The 15,300-nt window shown below is 69.2% G+C and carries 15 protein-coding genes and 1 pseudogene; 5 read left to right on the top strand and 11 right to left on the bottom strand.

Annotated elements, in window-relative coordinates:
- Positions 1–449: 449 nt before the first annotated feature.
- Both VJT49_RS08950 and VJT49_RS08945 read left to right on the top strand, forming a co-directional pair.
- Positions 450–1,136: pseudogene (locus VJT49_RS08950) on the top strand (ABC transporter ATP-binding protein); the annotation flags it as partial.
- Positions 1,137–1,171: 35 nt separating this feature from the next.
- Positions 1,172–2,365: an ABC transporter permease gene (locus VJT49_RS08945; RefSeq protein ID WP_414635879.1), complete on the top strand. Its 1,194-nt coding sequence runs from the start codon at positions 1,172–1,174 to the stop codon at positions 2,363–2,365.
- Between the two features lie 34 nt (positions 2,366–2,399).
- Here the strand turns inward: VJT49_RS08945 and VJT49_RS08940 are convergent, their stop codons facing one another.
- From VJT49_RS08940 to VJT49_RS08930, 3 genes are all read right to left on the bottom strand, one after another.
- Positions 2,400–3,707 (bottom strand): citrate synthase, encoded by a 1,308-nt coding sequence (locus VJT49_RS08940; RefSeq protein WP_324164252.1) that lies wholly within the window; start codon positions 3,705–3,707, stop codon positions 2,400–2,402.
- Between the two features lie 198 nt (positions 3,708–3,905).
- The gene (locus VJT49_RS08935; protein WP_324164251.1) at positions 3,906–4,826 is read right to left on the bottom strand and encodes a carbohydrate kinase; all 921 of its coding nucleotides are present in this window, start codon (positions 4,824–4,826) and stop codon (positions 3,906–3,908) included.
- A 10-nt stretch (positions 4,827–4,836) separates the two neighbouring features.
- Complete coding sequence (locus VJT49_RS08930; RefSeq protein ID WP_324164250.1) at positions 4,837–5,481, bottom strand: TetR/AcrR family transcriptional regulator; 645 nt, start codon at positions 5,479–5,481, stop codon at positions 4,837–4,839.
- A 74-nt stretch (positions 5,482–5,555) separates the two neighbouring features.
- Between VJT49_RS08930 and VJT49_RS08925 the strand changes: the two genes are divergently transcribed.
- Positions 5,556–6,701 carry an acyl-CoA dehydrogenase family protein gene (locus VJT49_RS08925; protein ID WP_324164249.1) on the top strand — a complete coding sequence of 382 codons (1,146 nt, stop codon included), beginning with the start codon at positions 5,556–5,558 and terminating at the stop codon, positions 6,699–6,701.
- On the opposite strand, the gene VJT49_RS08920 is transcribed toward VJT49_RS08925, so the two are convergent.
- From VJT49_RS08920 to VJT49_RS08910, 3 genes are all read right to left on the bottom strand, one after another.
- Positions 6,689–7,900, bottom strand: coding sequence for an amidohydrolase (locus VJT49_RS08920; protein ID WP_324164248.1), 1,212 nt, complete (start codon positions 7,898–7,900; stop codon positions 6,689–6,691). The genes VJT49_RS08925 and VJT49_RS08920 overlap by 13 nt on opposite strands.
- Positions 7,901–8,290: 390 nt before the next feature.
- Positions 8,291–9,199, bottom strand: a complete 909-nt coding sequence (locus tag VJT49_RS08915) for an aldose 1-epimerase family protein (RefSeq protein WP_324164247.1) — start codon at positions 9,197–9,199, stop codon at positions 8,291–8,293.
- A 120-nt stretch (positions 9,200–9,319) separates the two neighbouring features.
- On the bottom strand, positions 9,320–10,885 hold the full coding sequence (locus VJT49_RS08910) for a S53 family peptidase (protein WP_324164246.1): 1,566 nt from the start codon (positions 10,883–10,885) through the stop codon (positions 9,320–9,322).
- Between the two features lie 89 nt (positions 10,886–10,974).
- Between VJT49_RS08910 and VJT49_RS08905 the strand changes: the two genes are divergently transcribed.
- Entirely contained in the window at positions 10,975–11,538 is a 564-nt protein-coding gene (locus tag VJT49_RS08905; RefSeq protein ID WP_324164245.1) for a TetR/AcrR family transcriptional regulator, read from the top strand.
- A complete protein-coding gene (locus VJT49_RS08900) occupies positions 11,535–12,344 on the top strand; it encodes an MBL fold metallo-hydrolase (protein ID WP_324164244.1) in 810 nt (269 codons plus the stop codon). The genes VJT49_RS08905 and VJT49_RS08900 overlap by 4 nt, the downstream gene beginning before the upstream one ends.
- Here VJT49_RS08900 and VJT49_RS08895 read toward each other — a convergent pair.
- The 5 genes from VJT49_RS08895 to pdxH are packed head-to-tail and all read right to left on the bottom strand — an operon-like array spanning position 12,293 to position 15,281.
- Positions 12,293–12,751, bottom strand: coding sequence for a hypothetical protein (locus VJT49_RS08895; RefSeq protein ID WP_324164243.1), 459 nt, complete (start codon positions 12,749–12,751; stop codon positions 12,293–12,295). The two genes, VJT49_RS08900 and VJT49_RS08895, sit on opposite strands and share 52 nt — an antisense overlap.
- Positions 12,748–13,029: a hypothetical protein gene (locus VJT49_RS08890; RefSeq protein ID WP_324164242.1), complete on the bottom strand. Its 282-nt coding sequence runs from the start codon at positions 13,027–13,029 to the stop codon at positions 12,748–12,750. Before VJT49_RS08890 ends, VJT49_RS08895 begins: the two co-directional genes overlap by 4 nt.
- 8 nt (positions 13,030–13,037) lie before the next feature.
- Positions 13,038–13,247: a hypothetical protein gene (locus tag VJT49_RS08885; RefSeq protein WP_324164241.1), complete on the bottom strand. Its 210-nt coding sequence runs from the start codon at positions 13,245–13,247 to the stop codon at positions 13,038–13,040.
- 47 nt (positions 13,248–13,294) lie between these two features.
- On the bottom strand, positions 13,295–14,560 hold the full coding sequence (locus VJT49_RS08880; protein WP_324164240.1) for an MFS transporter: 1,266 nt from the start codon (positions 14,558–14,560) through the stop codon (positions 13,295–13,297).
- A gap of 49 nt (positions 14,561–14,609) precedes the next feature.
- Positions 14,610–15,281, bottom strand: a complete 672-nt coding sequence (gene pdxH, locus VJT49_RS08875) for a pyridoxamine 5'-phosphate oxidase (RefSeq protein ID WP_324164239.1) — start codon at positions 15,279–15,281, stop codon at positions 14,610–14,612.
- Positions 15,282–15,300 lie beyond the last annotated feature (19 nt).

Genomic DNA, 15,300 nt, shown 5'->3' with positions numbered 1-15,300 from the left:
GAGCGCGGCAGTTGCCCGGCTTGCGCACGCGGCGGCGTCGCCGCGCGCTCACCGGCGTCCTCGTCATCGCCAACCTGGCCATGATCGCCGGCGCGGCGACACTGAGGCCCGGCCATCTGACGTGGTTCTTCGCGCTGTGGTGCGGCGGCTGGGTGCTCTGGATGATTCTCTTCGCACCGCTGCGCGTGCTTACCGGAAGAATGAGCGGTTCGTTCTCCATTATGCTCGACGAGCGCGAACGCGAATGGCGCCACCGGGTGAGTTACCTCGGCTATCCGAGCCTCATCCCGTCGATGACGATCGCCATCTTCCACTTGATCGCGATCGGCCGGCAGCCCGACAGGCGTTCCGCGGCGCGGCGATGGTCTCCGCACTGTACATGGTCGGCAGCTCGGTCCCCGCGATCATTCTCGGCCGGACCTTGCCCGACGACGATCCGGAGGATTCCGTTGTCTGATAATACTCTGACCATCGATCGAGTGTCCAAACGCTACGGTGACAAGGTCGCCATCGACGAGGTCTCGTTCGAGGTCGGCGCCGGCGAGCTGTTCGGTTTCGTCGGCGGCAACGGCGCGGGCAAGACCACGACCATGCGCATCGTGCTCGGCGTGGTGGCGCCCGATTCCGGTGCGGTCCGGGTCGGAACCGAACCCGTAACCCACGAAACGCGCACGCGAATCGGTTACCTGCCGGAGGAACGCGGGCTCTATCCGAAAATGAAGGTGCTCGACCAGTTGGTGTACCTCGCGGAACTGCACGGCCTGCACCCGAACGCGGCGCACAAGAACGCGGAGAACCTGATCAGCCGGTTGGAGCTGAGCCGGCACCGCACCGACGAGGTGGCCAAGCTCAGCCTCGGCAACCGGCAACGCGTCCAGCTCGCGGCCGCGCTGGTGCACGAGCCGACGGTGCTCGTGCTCGACGAGCCGTTCTCCGGGCTCGATCCGCTCGGCGTCGACCTGATGGGCGAGGTACTGCGGGAGCAGGCGGCCACCGGTGTGCCCGTGCTGTTCTCCAGCCATCAGCTCGACCTCGTCGAACGGCTCTGCGACCGGGTCGGAATTATCCAAAATGGACGGATGATCGCCTGCGGCACGATCTCCGGACTGACCGCCGGTTCCGGAAGGCCGCTTGTCGACGTGTTTCGCGGCTACGTGACGGGGGACGGACAGTGACCGTGAGAATCGCGGCACCGCGGGCGGTCCGCCTGATCGCCAGACGCGAAGTGAACGCCCGGCTCCGCACGCGGGGCTTCGTCGTGGGTACGGTCGTGATCCTGGTCGTGCTGGCCGGTTACCTGCTGCTCCAGACCACCCTGACCGCCCAGCGGGACAAGGTGAAGATCGGCCTGACCGGCCAGGCCATCGGCGTCGCCGCGGAACTCGAAGCCGACGGCGCGCAGATCGGCAAACACGTCGAGACCATCATGGTGGCCGGCCCCGAACAGGGCCGCCAACAAATCGGTTCGGGTGACCTGGACGCGCTGCTGTCCGGTAGCGCGGCCGATCTGCACGTGCTGGTCAAGTCCGAACTGGGCCAGGAACTGCGCGCGATGCTCAACGGGATCTCGGGGCAACAGGTGCTCAACGCCAAGCTCGTCGAGGCCGACCTGGATCCGGCGCAGGTGATGCGCGAGGTGTCGGCCGCGACCGTCTCGGTCAGCACCCTGGAGCCCCCGGACCCCGGCCGGGGCCAGCGGATGGCCATCGGGATGGTCATGGTGTTCCTGCTGTACTTCGGCATCCAGACCTACGGGGCGTCCGTCGCGCAGGGCGTGGTCGAGGAGAAGGCCAGCCGGGTGGTGGAGATCCTGCTGGCCACGGTGCGGCCGTGGCAGTTGATGCTGGGCAAGATACTCGGGCTCGGCCTGGTCGGGCTGACGCAGCTGGCGATCCTGGCCGGCGCCGGGCTGGCGATGGCGACGGCGACCGGGGTGCTGACCCTGACCGGTGTCGCGGCGAGCACCATCGGCTGGGGAATCCTGTGGTACCTGCTCGGATTCTTCCTTTATGCCACGGTTTACGCGGCCGCCGGTTCACTGGTGTCCCGGCAGGAGGACTCGGCTTCGGTGCTCACCCCGGTCACGATGGTGTTGATGGTCGGATTCCTGGCGGGCTTCAACTTCCTGCTCCAGAATCCGGAGGGCGGCACCGCGAAAGCGCTTTCCCTCATCCCGTTGTACTCGCCGATCCTGATGCCGGGCAGGATGGCGGCAGGTGCGGCGGCCGGCTGGGAGGTGGCGCTGTCGCTGGTGCTGACCCTTGCCACGGGAGCACTGCTGACCGCCGTCGCGGGCCGCGTCTACCGCAACGGCGTCCTGCACACCGGCACCCGCCTCAACCTGAGCACCGCGCTGCGCGGGTAGGCCACCAAGGAAGGTGACCTACCCGCGGCCCGGCTCAGCGCTCGGAGAGGGACAGGTAGTCGCGTTCCTTTTCGCCGGTGTAGATCTGCCGCGGGCGGCCGATCTTGGTGGCCGGGTCCTGGATCATCTCGCGCCAGTGCGCGATCCAGCCGGGCAGCCTGCCGAGCGCGAACAGCACGGTGAAGAACTTCGTCGGGAAACCGAGTGCGCGGTAGATCAGGCCCGTGTAGAAGTCCACATTGGGGTAAAGCTTGCGCTCGACGAAGTAGTCGTCGGAAAGCGCGGTCTCCTCGAGCTCCTTCGCGATGTCGAGCAACTGGTCGCTCACTCCGAGCTTGCCGAGGATCCGGTCGGCCGTGTGCTTGATGATCTTGGCGCGCGGGTCGTAGTTCTTGTAGACCCGGTGCCCGAAGCCCATCAGCCGGACGCCCTTTTCCTTGTTCTTCACGCGGTTGACGAACTGGTTCACATCGCCACCGTCGGCCTTGATGCCTTCGAGCATTTCCAGCACCGCGCTGTTCGCCCCGCCGTGCAACGGACCGAACAGGGCCATGATGCCCGCGGCAATGCTGGCGAACAGGTTCGCCTCCGACGAGCCGACCAGCCGCACCGTCGAGGTCGAGCAGTTCTGCTCGTGGTCGGCGTGCAGGATGAACAGCAGGTCGAGCGCCTTGGCCACGTCCGGGTCCACCTCGTAGGGCTCGGCGGGCAGGCCGAAGGTCATCCGCAGGAAGTTCTCGACCAGGCCGAGCGAGTTGTCCGGGTACAAAAACGGCTGGCCGATCGACTTCTTGTACGCGTAGGCGGCCAGCGTCGGCACCTTGGCCAGCAGGCGGATGGTCGACAGTTCCACGTTCGGCTCGTCGAACGGGTTGAGCGTGTCCTGGTAGAAGGTCGACAGCGCGGACACGGCGCTGGAAAGCACCGGCATCGGGTGCGCGTCGCGGGGGAAGCCGTCGAAGAAGCGCTTCAGGTCCTCGTGCAGCAGCGTGTGCCTGCTGATCTTCTGGGTGAAGTCGTCCAGCTGTGCCCTGGTCGGCAGCTCGCCGTAGATGAGCAGGTAGGAGACCTCGATGAAGGTGGAGCGCTCGGCCAACTGCTCGATGGGGTAGCCCCGGTAGCGCAGGACGCCCGCGTCACCGTCGATGTAGGTGATGGCCGACGACGTGGACCCGGTGTTGACGAACCCGGGGTCGTAGGTGATGTGCCCGGTGGACGCCAGCAGCTTCCCCAGTTCGATGCCGGGAGCGCCCTCGACGGCGTTGACCACCTTCAGCTCGTGTTCGCCGGTCGGCAGGCGGAGCGTTACCGTGCCACCGGACGCCGCAGTCGCGTCGGACATTCCAGTCCCTCTCACGGGTCACACGGGCCGGCGGCGCCTGCAGGTCGCACAGGCAGCCTCTTCGTTCGCTCGTGACCATGAATTGGGCCTGGAGCGCACACCGCCCCGCTGGGGTATGAATGCAGTTCTCACGCTAGTCGAAACACGGGCCTTCGCGCAGCCACTGTGTTACGTAGCGCAAAGCGCTAGAGATCAGGTTCACATCAGTTCCGCCGCCGTGGGCGGCTCCGCCCCGCTCCGGGACACCGTGATCGCCGCCGCCCGGACCGCGAAGGTGAGCGCCTCCCGCCAGCCGTCCAGGTCGATTTCGGTGAGTTGCCGCACATTTCGCTGGTGCAGCCAGGCCAGCAGGGCACCCTGCACGGTGTCGCCGGCGCCGATGGTGTCGGCCACCCTGGCCGGTGCCGCGGGCACCCCGAGCTCGGCCGATCCGGTGTGGACAGTGACGCCCTCGGCACCGCGCGTCAGCACCACCGCGTCCACGCCCGCGTCGAGCCAGCCCTTGACCGCGGTGACCGGATCGGCACCCCCGGACAGCCACGCGGCGTCGTCGTCGGACAGTTTCAGCAGCCGGACATCGCTCAGCCAGGAGGCGAACCGCGCACGGTAGGCGGCGGGGTCGGCGATCAGATCGGCCCGGATGTTCGGATCGAGCGCGGTCAGCACGCCACGGGCGGCCTCCCGCCGCAACACCGCCTCGTACGCGCTCGCGCCGGGCTCCAGGACCATGCCGAGGGTGCCCAGCGACAGCACGGACACCTCTTCGGGCAGCGGGCCGGGGTCGGCGAAAAGCCGGTCGGCCGTACCGGCGGTGTAGAAGGTGTAGCTCGCGGTGCCCCGCCCGTCTAGCAAGACCACGGCCAGCGTGGTGGGCTCGTCCCCGGGCTGCACCAGCGAGAGGTCGACTCCCGAAGCCGCGAGCCGCTCGCGCAGCGCCTGGCCGAACCGGTCACGGGAAATCCGCGACAGGAACGCCGCCGGCACGCCGAGCCTGCCCGCCGCCAGCGCCACGTTGTACGGTCCGCCGCCGAGCCGGGGCACCAGGCCGGTCAGGCCGGTGTCCATTATGGATTCGCCGGGCACCAGGTCGACCAGTGCCTCACCACCCACCACGATCACGTCCGAGATGCTATCCCGCTCGCCCGTCCCCCACCGTCCGCTCAACCGAGCCGCTCCTCGAAGCCAGTCCACCCAAGAGCAGCTCCGAGAGCGCCGTGAAGGCTTCGGCGTCGGAGACCCCGGCCCGCGCTCCCACCACCCCGGCCTGGATGCCCTCCACGAGCAATCCCGCCATCTCGGCGATCAGCGTGGCGTGCACCTCCCGGAACACCCCGTCCTCGACACCCTGCTTGATGAACGACCGGATGCGCGCGGCCGCCGCGCGGCTGTTGAGCTCGTAGGCCGCCCGCGCCGGGGCGAAGTCGTTGATGTCGCGCATGAAACCGGCCGAGGCGCGGTTCAGGTACGCCGAGATCCCGGCCAGGTACTCGCCGATGATCTCGCGCGCGTCGGTGAGCCCGGCGATCCGCTGCTCCAGCAGCTCGGCGGCGCCCTTGAAGAACCGCGCCACCACACGGACGGCGAGCTGTTCCTTACTCGGCGCGAGCGCGTAGAGCGTGGACTTCGAGCAGCGCATCTTCGCCGCCAGGTCGTCCAGCGTGAAGGAGACGAAGCCCTCGGCGAGGAACAACTCCTCCAACTCGGCGAGCAGCACGCGCTGCCGGTCGGTGAGCTGCCTGTCTCGGGGAGCTCGCAGGGGAACGCGTTGGGCCATCGGGACACCGTAAGTGCTGTACTGCATTCAGACCTACAGTACTATTAGCAGTACACTCAGCTGGGGAGGTTGCCATGGCGGTCGAACGGTTGCTGCCGGATGTCCAGTCGCGCGATCTGCTCGCGCTGGCCGCCGAACTGGCCCGCGAAGAGCTCGCCCCGCTCGCGGCCGGATACGAGGAAGCCGGGCGGTTTCCCCGGGAACAGTTCCGGGTGCTGGGCAAGGCGGGCCTGCTCGGGCTGCCGTACCTGGAGCGCTGGGGCGGCGGCGACCTGTCCTACGAGGTGTACCTGCAGGTCCTGGAGGAGATCGCGGCCGGGTGGATGTCGGTCGGGGTCGGGCTTTCGGTACACACCATGTCGTGCTTCGCCCTGGCCCGCCACGGCACGGACGAGCAGCGCGACCGCTGGCTGCCGGCGATGCTGGAGGGCGAACTGCTCGGCGCGTACGCGCTGTCCGAGCCGCACGCAGGTTCCGACGCGGCCTCGCTGTCCACGCGCGCCCGGCGTGAGGGCGACGAGTACGTGGTCAACGGGACGAAGGCGTGGATCACCCACGCCGGCGCGGCCGACTTCTACACGACCATGGTCCGCACGAGCGACGAGGACATCTCGTGCCTGTTGATCGACGGTGCCACGCCGGGCCTTTCCGCCGGGCGGCCGGAGCGGAAGATGGGGCTGACCGGGTCCACCACGGCCCAGTTGCTGTTCGCCGACGCCCGCGTGCACGCGGACCGGCGGATCGGCCCGGAGGGCGCCGGGCTCCGCATCGCGCTGTCCTCTTTGGACTCCGGACGGCTCGGGATCGCCGCCTGCGCGGTCGGTCTGGCACAGGCCGCGCTCGACGAAGCGGTCGTGTACGCCAGGGGACGGACCCAGTTCGGCAGGCCCATCATCGAGTTCCAGGGCCTGGAGTTCCTCCTCGCCGACATGGCCGCCGCGGTGGAGTCCGCCCGCGCCACCTACCTCGACGCCGCCCGCAGGCGGGACCGCGGCATGTCGTTCCGGCGGCAGGCGTCGATCGCGAAGCTCGTCGCGACCGACGCCGCCATGAAGGTCACCACGGACGCGGTCCAGGTCCTCGGCGGCGCGGGATACACCCGCGACTTCCCGGTCGAACGCTACATGCGTGAGGCCAAGGTTTCCCAGATCTTCGAGGGCACCAACCAGATCCAGCGCCTGGTCATCGCCCGAGAGCTGAAGGGCTGCTACTCGCGATAGCGGCGGTCGGCGACCACGCCCTCGCCGCGGGACTCGTCGAAGCGGTAGACCTCACGACCGCGGACGAACACCCGGAGCGCCCGGTTCATCACGTCCAACGGGTCACCGGACCAGATGACGATGTCGGCGTCCAGCCCCTCCTTCAACGCGCCGACCCGGTCGCCCAGGCCCAGCATGCGCGCCGGGTTGACGGTAAGGGCACGGAGCGCGGCGTCCGGCTCCAAGCCTTCCTTGACCGCCAAGGCCGCCTGGTACACGAGGAAGTTGATCGGCACCACCGGGTGGTCGGTGGTGATCGCGACCCGCACGCCCGCGCGGTGGAGGATGCCGGCCGAACGGAGCGTGCGGTGCCGCAACTCGACCTTCGCCCGGGTGGTGAACAGCGGGCCGAGGATGACCGGGATGCCGTGCTCGGCCAGCACGTCGGCGATCAGATGCCCCTCGGTGCCGTGGTTGACCACCAGCTTGTAGCCGAACTCCTCGGCGAGCCGGATCGAGGTCACGATGTCGTCGGCCCGGTGCGTGTGCTGGTCCCAGTACAGGTCGCCGTCGAGCACCTTGGCCAGGGTCTCGAGGGTGAGGTCGACGTCGAACGGTTTGCCTTCGGACCGCGCGTGGTCGCGCTGCGCCACGTAGTTCCGGGCCCTGGTGAACGCCTCGCGGATGACCGCGGCCACGCCGAGGCGGGTCGACGGGGTCTGGTTCTTGTCGCCGTAGATCCGCTTCGGGTTCTCGCCCAGCGCGCTCTTGACGCTGACCTGCTCGGCGAACACGGCGTCGAGCGCGGTGCGGCCCCAGGTCTTCACCGCGACCGTCTGCCCGCCGATCGGATTGGCCGAGCCCGGTTTGATCACCACGCTGGTGACCCCGCCGGAGAGTGCGTCGTCGAAGCCGACGTCGAAGGGGTCGATACCGTCGATCGCGCGGAACCGGGCGCCGTTCGGATCGGTCTTTTCGTTCGTGTCGTTGCCGGCCCAGCCTTCGCCCTCTTCGTGCACGCCGAGATGCGTGTGCGCGTCCACGAAACCAGGCAGGACCCAGGCGCCCGCCGCGTCGATCAGCTCCGCGTCCTCGGGGATGTCCACGCCGGCGTCCGTGCCGACCGCGATGATCCTGCCGTCCTCGATGAGCACCGTTCCGCCGTCGATCGGGTCCCCATCGACCGGCACCACATAACCACCGACAATCGCGCTCGCCATGACCCGACACGCTAACGGATCGCGGCCTCCCCAGGCGCCCCGCCCGCAACATGCCGGCAACTTGCCGCCCCCATTCGCGAGTCGGGCTTTCACGACAGGCGAGTCGGGCTTCCGCAACACGCGAGTCCAACTTCCGCAACACGCGAGTCCAACTTCCGCAACACGCGAGTCCAGCTTCCGCAACACGCGAGTCCAGCTTCCGCAACACGCGAGTCCAACTTCCGCAACGCGCGAGTCCGGCCTTACGATCACCCGTCGGCGAACCCGCGAGCCGCGAACGCCGAACTCGTGCGCGCCGAAGGTGGAACTCGCACGCCGCGAACGGGCGACTCGCGCGCCGCGAACGGGGGACTCGCGAACGGCGGCACGCAAGTTGGCGCCGACTCGCGGTCAGGGGGTCACGTGGACGCCCCAGCTTCCGGCCCACGAGGTGCCGGGCGCCAGGTTGATCAGGTCGGTGCGGGAGTTCAGCGCGTCGGCGGGACAGGTCATCGGCTCGATCGCGATCGCGCGGCCCCGGCCGACCAGCTCCCCGGGGGTGAACACCTGAACCCACCGGAAGTCCGGGCCGGTCCACACATCCACGCGCTTCTCGCCGTGGGAGAGCACGTGGTGGTGACGCCCGTCCTCGGAAGCGACCAGACCGCCGAACGCCGTGTCGAGGTCGACCCCGGCGAGCAGGCGACCGGCACGAAAGTCGTACTCGGTGCCGTCGACGTCCTGCTCGTCGGCGTAGGGCAACTGCGCCTCGGCCAGGTAGGGACGGACGCGGGTCGCCGACAGCGTCAACGTCAGCTCGTCGGCCGGCAGGTCACCGATGCGGAAGTAGGGGTGGGTCCCCACGCCGACGCCGATCTCGGACTCGCCCTCGTTACGGATCTCGTGCGTCACGGTCAGCTCGCGCGGGGCCAGGTCGTAGGTGATGCGGGCGTGCAGCGGGACCGGCCAGCCCGGCTGCGCCTCGACCTCGATCTCGAAGGTGATCGCCGACTCGGCGTGCTCGACCAGCGTCCACTCCCTGTGCCGCGTCAGGCCGTGGATGGCGTTGCCCCGCGAAGGCTCGGTGACCTCGAGTTCCTGCTTCTCTCCCTGGTACGTCCACTGTGCGGCCTTCGTGCGGTTCGGCCACGGCAGCAGCACCTGCCCGGCTCCCTTCGGGGGCTCGGCATCGGCGTCGAAGGTTTCGAGATAGGGCACACCGCCGATCTCGAAGGCCCGCAGGCCCGCGCCGATCTCGGTGACCACGGCCCGGGCGCCGCCGCGGGTGATCTCGAACTGCTCTCCGGTGGGATTCGCCATACCAGCAATGTATCCGCGACGCGAAGCACCTCCGTTGAGGGTGGTGGCAGGAGACGGGCGGGACTATCCGCGACGCAAAGCACCCCCATCAAGGGTCGTGGCAGGAGACAGGCGGCGTCGTCAGGCCGAGTTCTCGCTCGCGGGCTTGAGCACCGCCAGCAGGTCCTCGCCGTCCGGGACGCCGAGTCCCGTGCACGCGTCCCAGCCGGGGCCCGCCGCGTAACCGCCGTTGTGACCGCTCGTGACGTCCAAGAATCCGGGCTGCTCCTGGCCCGGTCGCACACCGGAGTAGAGCCGGGCGTGCAGGGGACCGAGCGGCCCGCCCAGCGCCTGGGTCAGCCGGGCCACCAGCGCGGCCCACAGCGGCGCGACCGCGCTCGTCCCGCCGAGCACGACCTGCTGCCCGTCCACCAGGATCTGGTACCCGGTGGCGGGATCGGCATCGGCCGCGACGTCGGGCACGCCGCGCCCGGTGGTACCGTCCGCCCGCGCCGGCACGCCGGCATCCCGCTGGTAGTCCGGCAGGGCGAAGTGCGCGCTGACCCCGCCGCCGGTCGCGCCCCCGCTGGTTCCGTTGTTCCACACGGTTTCCGACGTCACCTCGCCGGCCCCGTCGGTCTTCAGGGTCGTGCCCCCGCAGGCGAGGGCGTGCGGGCTGCTGGCCGGGAAGTCCGCGTGCGGTTTGCCGTCGTTCTGCGCGTCACCACTGCCGTTGTCACCGGCCGCCACGGTGACCGTGATGCCGAGAGCCACGGCGTCCGCCAGTGCGGCGTCGAAAGCGGCCCGCGCCTGCTCCGTCCACTGGTCCTCGGACTGCCCCCAGCTGATGCTCACCGCGACCGGGGTCGGGGTGGCATGCACGGCGGTACTGAGCGCGTCCACGAAACCCTGGTCGGTGTTCGGCGCGAAATAGACCACCTGGCGAGCCTTGGGCGCGAGGGCGCCCGCCACCTCGATATCGAGCAGCACCTCGCCGTCGGCCGAATTCGGATCTCCGGTGGGCGAATTGCTTCCGTCGTCGACCCCGACCGAGGTGACCGAAGGGCTCTCGATGCCCATGTCCCGGAAATAAGTGTCCAGTTCGGACTGCCGGAAACCGCCGCCCAGTTCCAGGACCGCGATGGTCTGCCCCTCCCCGTCCGTTTCGGGCGGGAAGCGGTAGACGTTGGCCAGCTTGTCCGGCCGGTACGACGTCCCGCGGGCGGCGCTGTCGTGCCGTTTGAAATACGCGCGGGCCTGGGGCCGGTTGTCCAGGCCGAGCACGGCCAGCACGACACCCTCGAGCGCGGCCGGGATGCGCAACTCACCGGACCGCGCCCGATGCACGATCGAACGGCCAGTCACCGGATCCTTGCCCCGCACCATGCTCAACTCGGTGCCGAACAGGCCGGTCATCTCCGGCACCGGACCGCGCACCATGATCCGGCGAGACGCGGGGTGTACCTCGGTGATCTCGAGGTCCCCCAGCACGTCCTTCACCCTGGCGATGTCGGCCGGATGTGCGCCGTGGCGTTCGGCGAGTTCCCCGGGCGTCAGCGTACCGGGCACGGGAACAAGCGCCGCGCGCCGCCGGAGGATCAGCGTCGCCGACACGAGCTCGTCGGCGCAGAGTTCCCCCACGAACTCCGCCCCCGCCACTTCCGCCCGATGGCTGCCGGATAGCGCTACGAATTCAAGATCGGACATGGGCACATACTGGCCGATGGGGTGTGCCGAAGCCATAAAACGAGACTAACTAGACCAGTCGTCATAGTTTCGCTACAGTAGTGCTTTCCATGGCTCGCCGAACCGACACCCGCCAGCGCATGCTGGACTCCGCTGCGGACCTCTTCCACACCCAGGGCTACCACGCCACCGGCCTGAACCAACTGGTCACGGCCGGCGGCGCGCCGAAGGGCTCGCTGTATTTCCACTTCCCCGGCGGAAAGGAGCAGTTGGCGGCCGAAGCGCTCGAGGTTTCGGGCGCGCGGCTCGGTGAGCTGTTGCGGCAACTCCTCCACGCGGCCCCGGATCCCTCGGCGGCGATCGAATCCGTGATCAGCGCACTTGCCCGGAACCTCATTGAATCGGACTTCCGGCGCGGCTGCCCGATCGCGGGTGTCGCGATGGACGCCACGGGCAGCGAGCCGATCCGCCAGTCCTGCGCCGAAAGCTACTCGTCGTGGCAACGGATCATCGCCGAATACCTGGTGACACAAGGAATCGACGGCGAACGGGCCGGCGCGTTGAGCGTGGTCGCCCTCAGCGCCATCGAAGGCGCCCTGCTGCTGGCGAAGGTCAACCGCGACCTCGCTCCGCTTCAGGCGGTCACCCAACACCTGCGGAAGGAATTCTCGTGAAGGTGCACCACCTCAATTGCGGCACCATGCGTCCGTTCGGCGGGCGGCTGGTCGGCGGGCACGGCTCTCCCCTGCGCCGGGCGGAGTTGATCTGTCACTGCCTGCTCGTGGAAACCGGCTCGGAACTCGTGCTCATCGAGACGGGCATGGGCTCACCCAGCGTCGATCGCCCCGAGGAATGGTTGGGCAAACGGTTCGTCCGGCTGGTGGGCGTGCGCACCAGCCTCGAGGAAACCGCCGTGCAGCAGGTGAAACGGCTCGGGTACGCGCCCGAGGACGTGCGCCATATCGTGCTCACCCACCTCGACCTCGACCACGCGGGTGGGCTTGTCGACTTCCCGCACGCGGCCGTGCACGTGTACGCCGAGGAACTACACGCGCTGCAGTCACCGCCCACTCCCGGGAAGCGCTTCCGGTACCGCCCCGTGCAGTTCGCGCACGGTCCACAATGGAAGTCCTATGCGGATTCCGGCGAACCCTGGTTCGGTTTCGAGGCGGTCCGCGAACTGGACGGGCTGCCGCCCGAGATCCTGCTGGTCCCCCTGGCCGGACACACCCCGGGACACGCGGGAATCGCGATCGAGTCACCCGATGGCCGGCTACTACACGCCGGCGACGCCTATTTCTTCCACGGGGAAATGCACCCGCATCGCCCCTACTGCCCGCCAGGGCTGAAGTTCTTCGAATCCCGGGTACAAACCGTCAAGAAACCGCGCGTGGAAAACCAGCAACGGCTACGGGAACTGATCCGCCGTCACGACGTCACGGTGTTTTCCGCACACGACCCGCACGAACTCAACCGATGACACGCCACCGGTGCGCGTTTGGGGTCGACCCCGGGCGGGTAAGGGACGACCTCGGCGTCGGGGTCGATCCGGTCCGCGAGCCCCGCGGAGCGGAGCATGTCGAGCGCGGCCGCGTCCCCCAGCACGTCGCCCAGCACGTTGACGCCTTCCGCCAGGGCCGTCTGCTGAGCCTGATGGGCCAGTTCGACGATCTGCCTGCCGAGCCCTTCCGGACCGAGCGCCAGCGCCGACTCCGCCAGCCGAAGGTCCCGCAACGCGCCGTGCACATCCACGGTCACCGCGACGTTGTCGTCGCCGTCGTGCGCCCAGCCCTGAATTCCCGCCAGGCGCTGGGGAAGCCGCTCGGTCAACCGAAGCCGCTCGTCGACATCGGCGACCAGCCGGTCGGTGGTTCGCCGCTGGTTCACCCTCGGGTCCAGTCCTGGTCGAAATCGTCCTCGATCAGGGCGGGGTCGTAGGTCAGCCCGAGCCCGTCGATGACCCGGTCACCGTAGAGCTGGTGGGCGCGGTGGTTCGCCTTCGCCGTGGCATGTGCGGCGACGGCGACCACCATCCTCGCCAGTTGCGCGGCCCCGTACCGCATGGCCCGCGGGCTCACCTCGACCGACCGCGGCCGCCCGCCGACCCCGACCTCGACGGTGACGCCGTCCACGCTGGCCTTCCCGACGATCGTGCCGAACTCCATGGCCCTCCCTATGCCGACGGCCGGAAGACGCCGAGCAACGGCTCGGCCTTGGCGGTGTGCACCGCGTGGCCGAGGTCGCCGAACAGGTCGCCGGGCAGCGAAAGGTTCCCGGCCAGGTGGTTCTTGGCGGCGCCCACGATCTCGTCCGAGAGCGCGCCCGCGCGCTCCCGGTAGCGCGCCAGGTCCGCCGTGTCGACGGAGATACCGTTGTCGACCATGCGGGACATGGTGCCGCATCCGGCATCCGCTCGTAGCCGAATCGACGTTATTTGACCGCCGCGGCGCGATACCGCCAGAATGCCGGCAGCAGCGCGACGGCGACCATGATCAGCACGATCGTCAGCAACCCACCACCGGTGGCCGCCGCGGTCGTGCCCACCGCCGCCGCGGTCCAGCCGTGCGTGACGTCGGCGATCCGCGGGCCTCCCGCCACGACCACCGTGAAGGCGCCCTGCATCCGGCCGCGCATCTCGTCGGTCGCGGCCGCCTGCAGGATCGACTGGCGGTAGATCGCGCTGACCATGTCCGCCGCGCCACCCAGCACGAGGAACACCACGGCCAGCCAGAGCGATCCGGCCAGCCCGAACCCGACGACCGCCAGGCCCCAGACACAGATCGCCACGACCACGGCCGCGCCCTGCCGCCGGATTCGCCCCAGCCAGCCGGAGAACAGGCCGATCAGCACCGAGCCGATCGGGATCGCGGCGAACAACCAGCCCAGCGCGAGGCCGCCACCGTGCGGGTCGCCGAAGGTTCGTTCGGCCATCTCGGGGAACAGCGCCCGCGGCATGCCGGCGACCATCGCGATGATGTCGACGACGAACGACGCGAGCAGCACCTTCTGGGTGGCCATGTACCGGAACCCGTCCAGCACGTCGCGAAGCCCGGCGGCGCGGACCTGGCCGGACAGCGGGGGCATGGCGGGCAGGCGCCACACCGTGTACAGCGCGAGCAGCAACGCGATGGTGTCGACCAGGTAAAGGGCCGGCAGGCCGAGCACCGGGAGCAGCGCACCGGCGGCCATCGGCCCGAACACCGTGCCGAACATGCTCATCGTGCCGCTCAGCGCGGTGGCCGCGGGGAGCAGTTCGGGCGCGACGAGGCGGGCTACGATCGCGCTGCGAGTGGGCATGTTGATCGCGAAGAACGCCTGGTTGAAGGCGAGCAGCGCGAGCACGAGCCAGACCGAGCCGACGTCGAGCCAGGCTTGCAGCCACAGCAGTGCCGACACCGTGGCGATCCCGGCGTTGCCGAAGAGAAGCAGCTTCCGCCGGTCCACGGTGTCGGCGATGGCACCGCCCCACAGTCCGAAGATCAGCAGCGGGACGAGCGCGACGGCGCCCGAGAGTCCCACGTAGCCGGACGACCCGGTGAGGTCGAAGACCTGCTTGGGAACCGCGACGGTGGTGAGCTGGCTACCGATCCCGGTGACCGCGGTGCCCACCCACAGGCGCCGGAAGGCGGGCACCCGCAACGGTTCTCTGTCGATGACGACGGATCTTCTACGCCGGGTCCCCGCCTCAACACTCACAGCCCGCCAGTTTAGCCGCGCTAACTAACCTTCCGCGCGTGATTTACGTCTACGGCGCCACGCGCTCGATGCGCCAGCCGTCGTGGGTCCGCACGTAGCGAAGACGGTCGTGCAGGCGGTTCTGCTGTCCCTGCCAGAACTCGACCACATCGGGCCGGATGCGCCAGCCGCCCCAGTGCGGTGGGAACGGCACCTGCTCGACGCCGGCGAACCGGCGTTCGATCGAGGCGAGCGCGTTGTCGAGGTCCCGGCGGCTCTCCACCACCTGCGACTGCGGCGAAGCCCACGCCCCCAGTTGCGAGCCACGTGGCCGGGAGGCCCAGTATTCGGCCGTCTCCTTCACGTTGACCTTCTCCACCTCACCGCGCACGTTGACCTGCCGGTGCAGCGGGTACCAGGGAAAGGTCACCGAGGCGTACCGGGTGACGGTCAGGTCGTGGCTCTTCGCCGACGTGTAGTTGGTGTACAGGACCACGCCCCGGTCGTCGAGGCCCTTGCACAGCACCGTCCGCGACGACGGCCGGCCCTCGGGGTCGGCGGTGGCCAGCACCATCGCGTTCGGCTCGGCGACCCCCGCGGCGATGGCCTCGTTCAGCCATTTCTGCAGCTGCTCGGTCCAGGTCGCGGCGAGGTCGGCTTCGTCGAGGGAGTCTCCCTCGTAGGCCACCCGCATGCCCGGCAGGCGTACCGTTACGTCGTCGATGTTGCCGACTTCCGTCATGTCCCCTGACCTCCGCGGA

Source organism: Amycolatopsis sp. (assembly GCF_035276945.1).
Lineage (GTDB): Bacteria > Actinomycetota > Actinomycetes > Mycobacteriales > Pseudonocardiaceae > Amycolatopsis_E.
The sequence above is the reverse complement of the archived record's forward strand: the minus strand, read 5'-3'. Positions and strand labels throughout refer to the sequence as shown.

What these genes read in the sequence shown, in the direction of transcription:
- VJT49_RS08940 (WP_324164252.1), bottom strand. Translation starts at nt 3,707, where the DNA reads ATGTCCGACGCGACTGCGGCGTCCGGTGGCACGGTAACGCTCCGCCTG.
- VJT49_RS08930 (WP_324164250.1), bottom strand. Translation starts at nt 5,481, where the DNA reads ATGGCCCAACGCGTTCCCCTGCGAGCTCCCCGAGACAGGCAGCTCACC.
- VJT49_RS08925 (WP_324164249.1), top strand. Translation starts at nt 5,556, where the DNA reads ATGGCGGTCGAACGGTTGCTGCCGGATGTCCAGTCGCGCGATCTGCTC.
- VJT49_RS08920 (WP_324164248.1), bottom strand. Translation starts at nt 7,900, where the DNA reads ATGGCGAGCGCGATTGTCGGTGGTTATGTGGTGCCGGTCGATGGGGAC.
- VJT49_RS08915 (WP_324164247.1), bottom strand. Translation starts at nt 9,199, where the DNA reads ATGGCGAATCCCACCGGAGAGCAGTTCGAGATCACCCGCGGCGGCGCC.
- VJT49_RS08910 (WP_324164246.1), bottom strand. Translation starts at nt 10,885, where the DNA reads ATGTCCGATCTTGAATTCGTAGCGCTATCCGGCAGCCATCGGGCGGAA.
- VJT49_RS08905 (WP_324164245.1), top strand. Translation starts at nt 10,975, where the DNA reads ATGGCTCGCCGAACCGACACCCGCCAGCGCATGCTGGACTCCGCTGCG.
- VJT49_RS08890 (WP_324164242.1), bottom strand. Translation starts at nt 13,029, where the DNA reads ATGGAGTTCGGCACGATCGTCGGGAAGGCCAGCGTGGACGGCGTCACC.
- VJT49_RS08885 (WP_324164241.1), bottom strand. Translation starts at nt 13,247, where the DNA reads ATGGTCGACAACGGTATCTCCGTCGACACGGCGGACCTGGCGCGCTAC.
- pdxH (WP_324164239.1), bottom strand. Translation starts at nt 15,281, where the DNA reads ATGACGGAAGTCGGCAACATCGACGACGTAACGGTACGCCTGCCGGGC.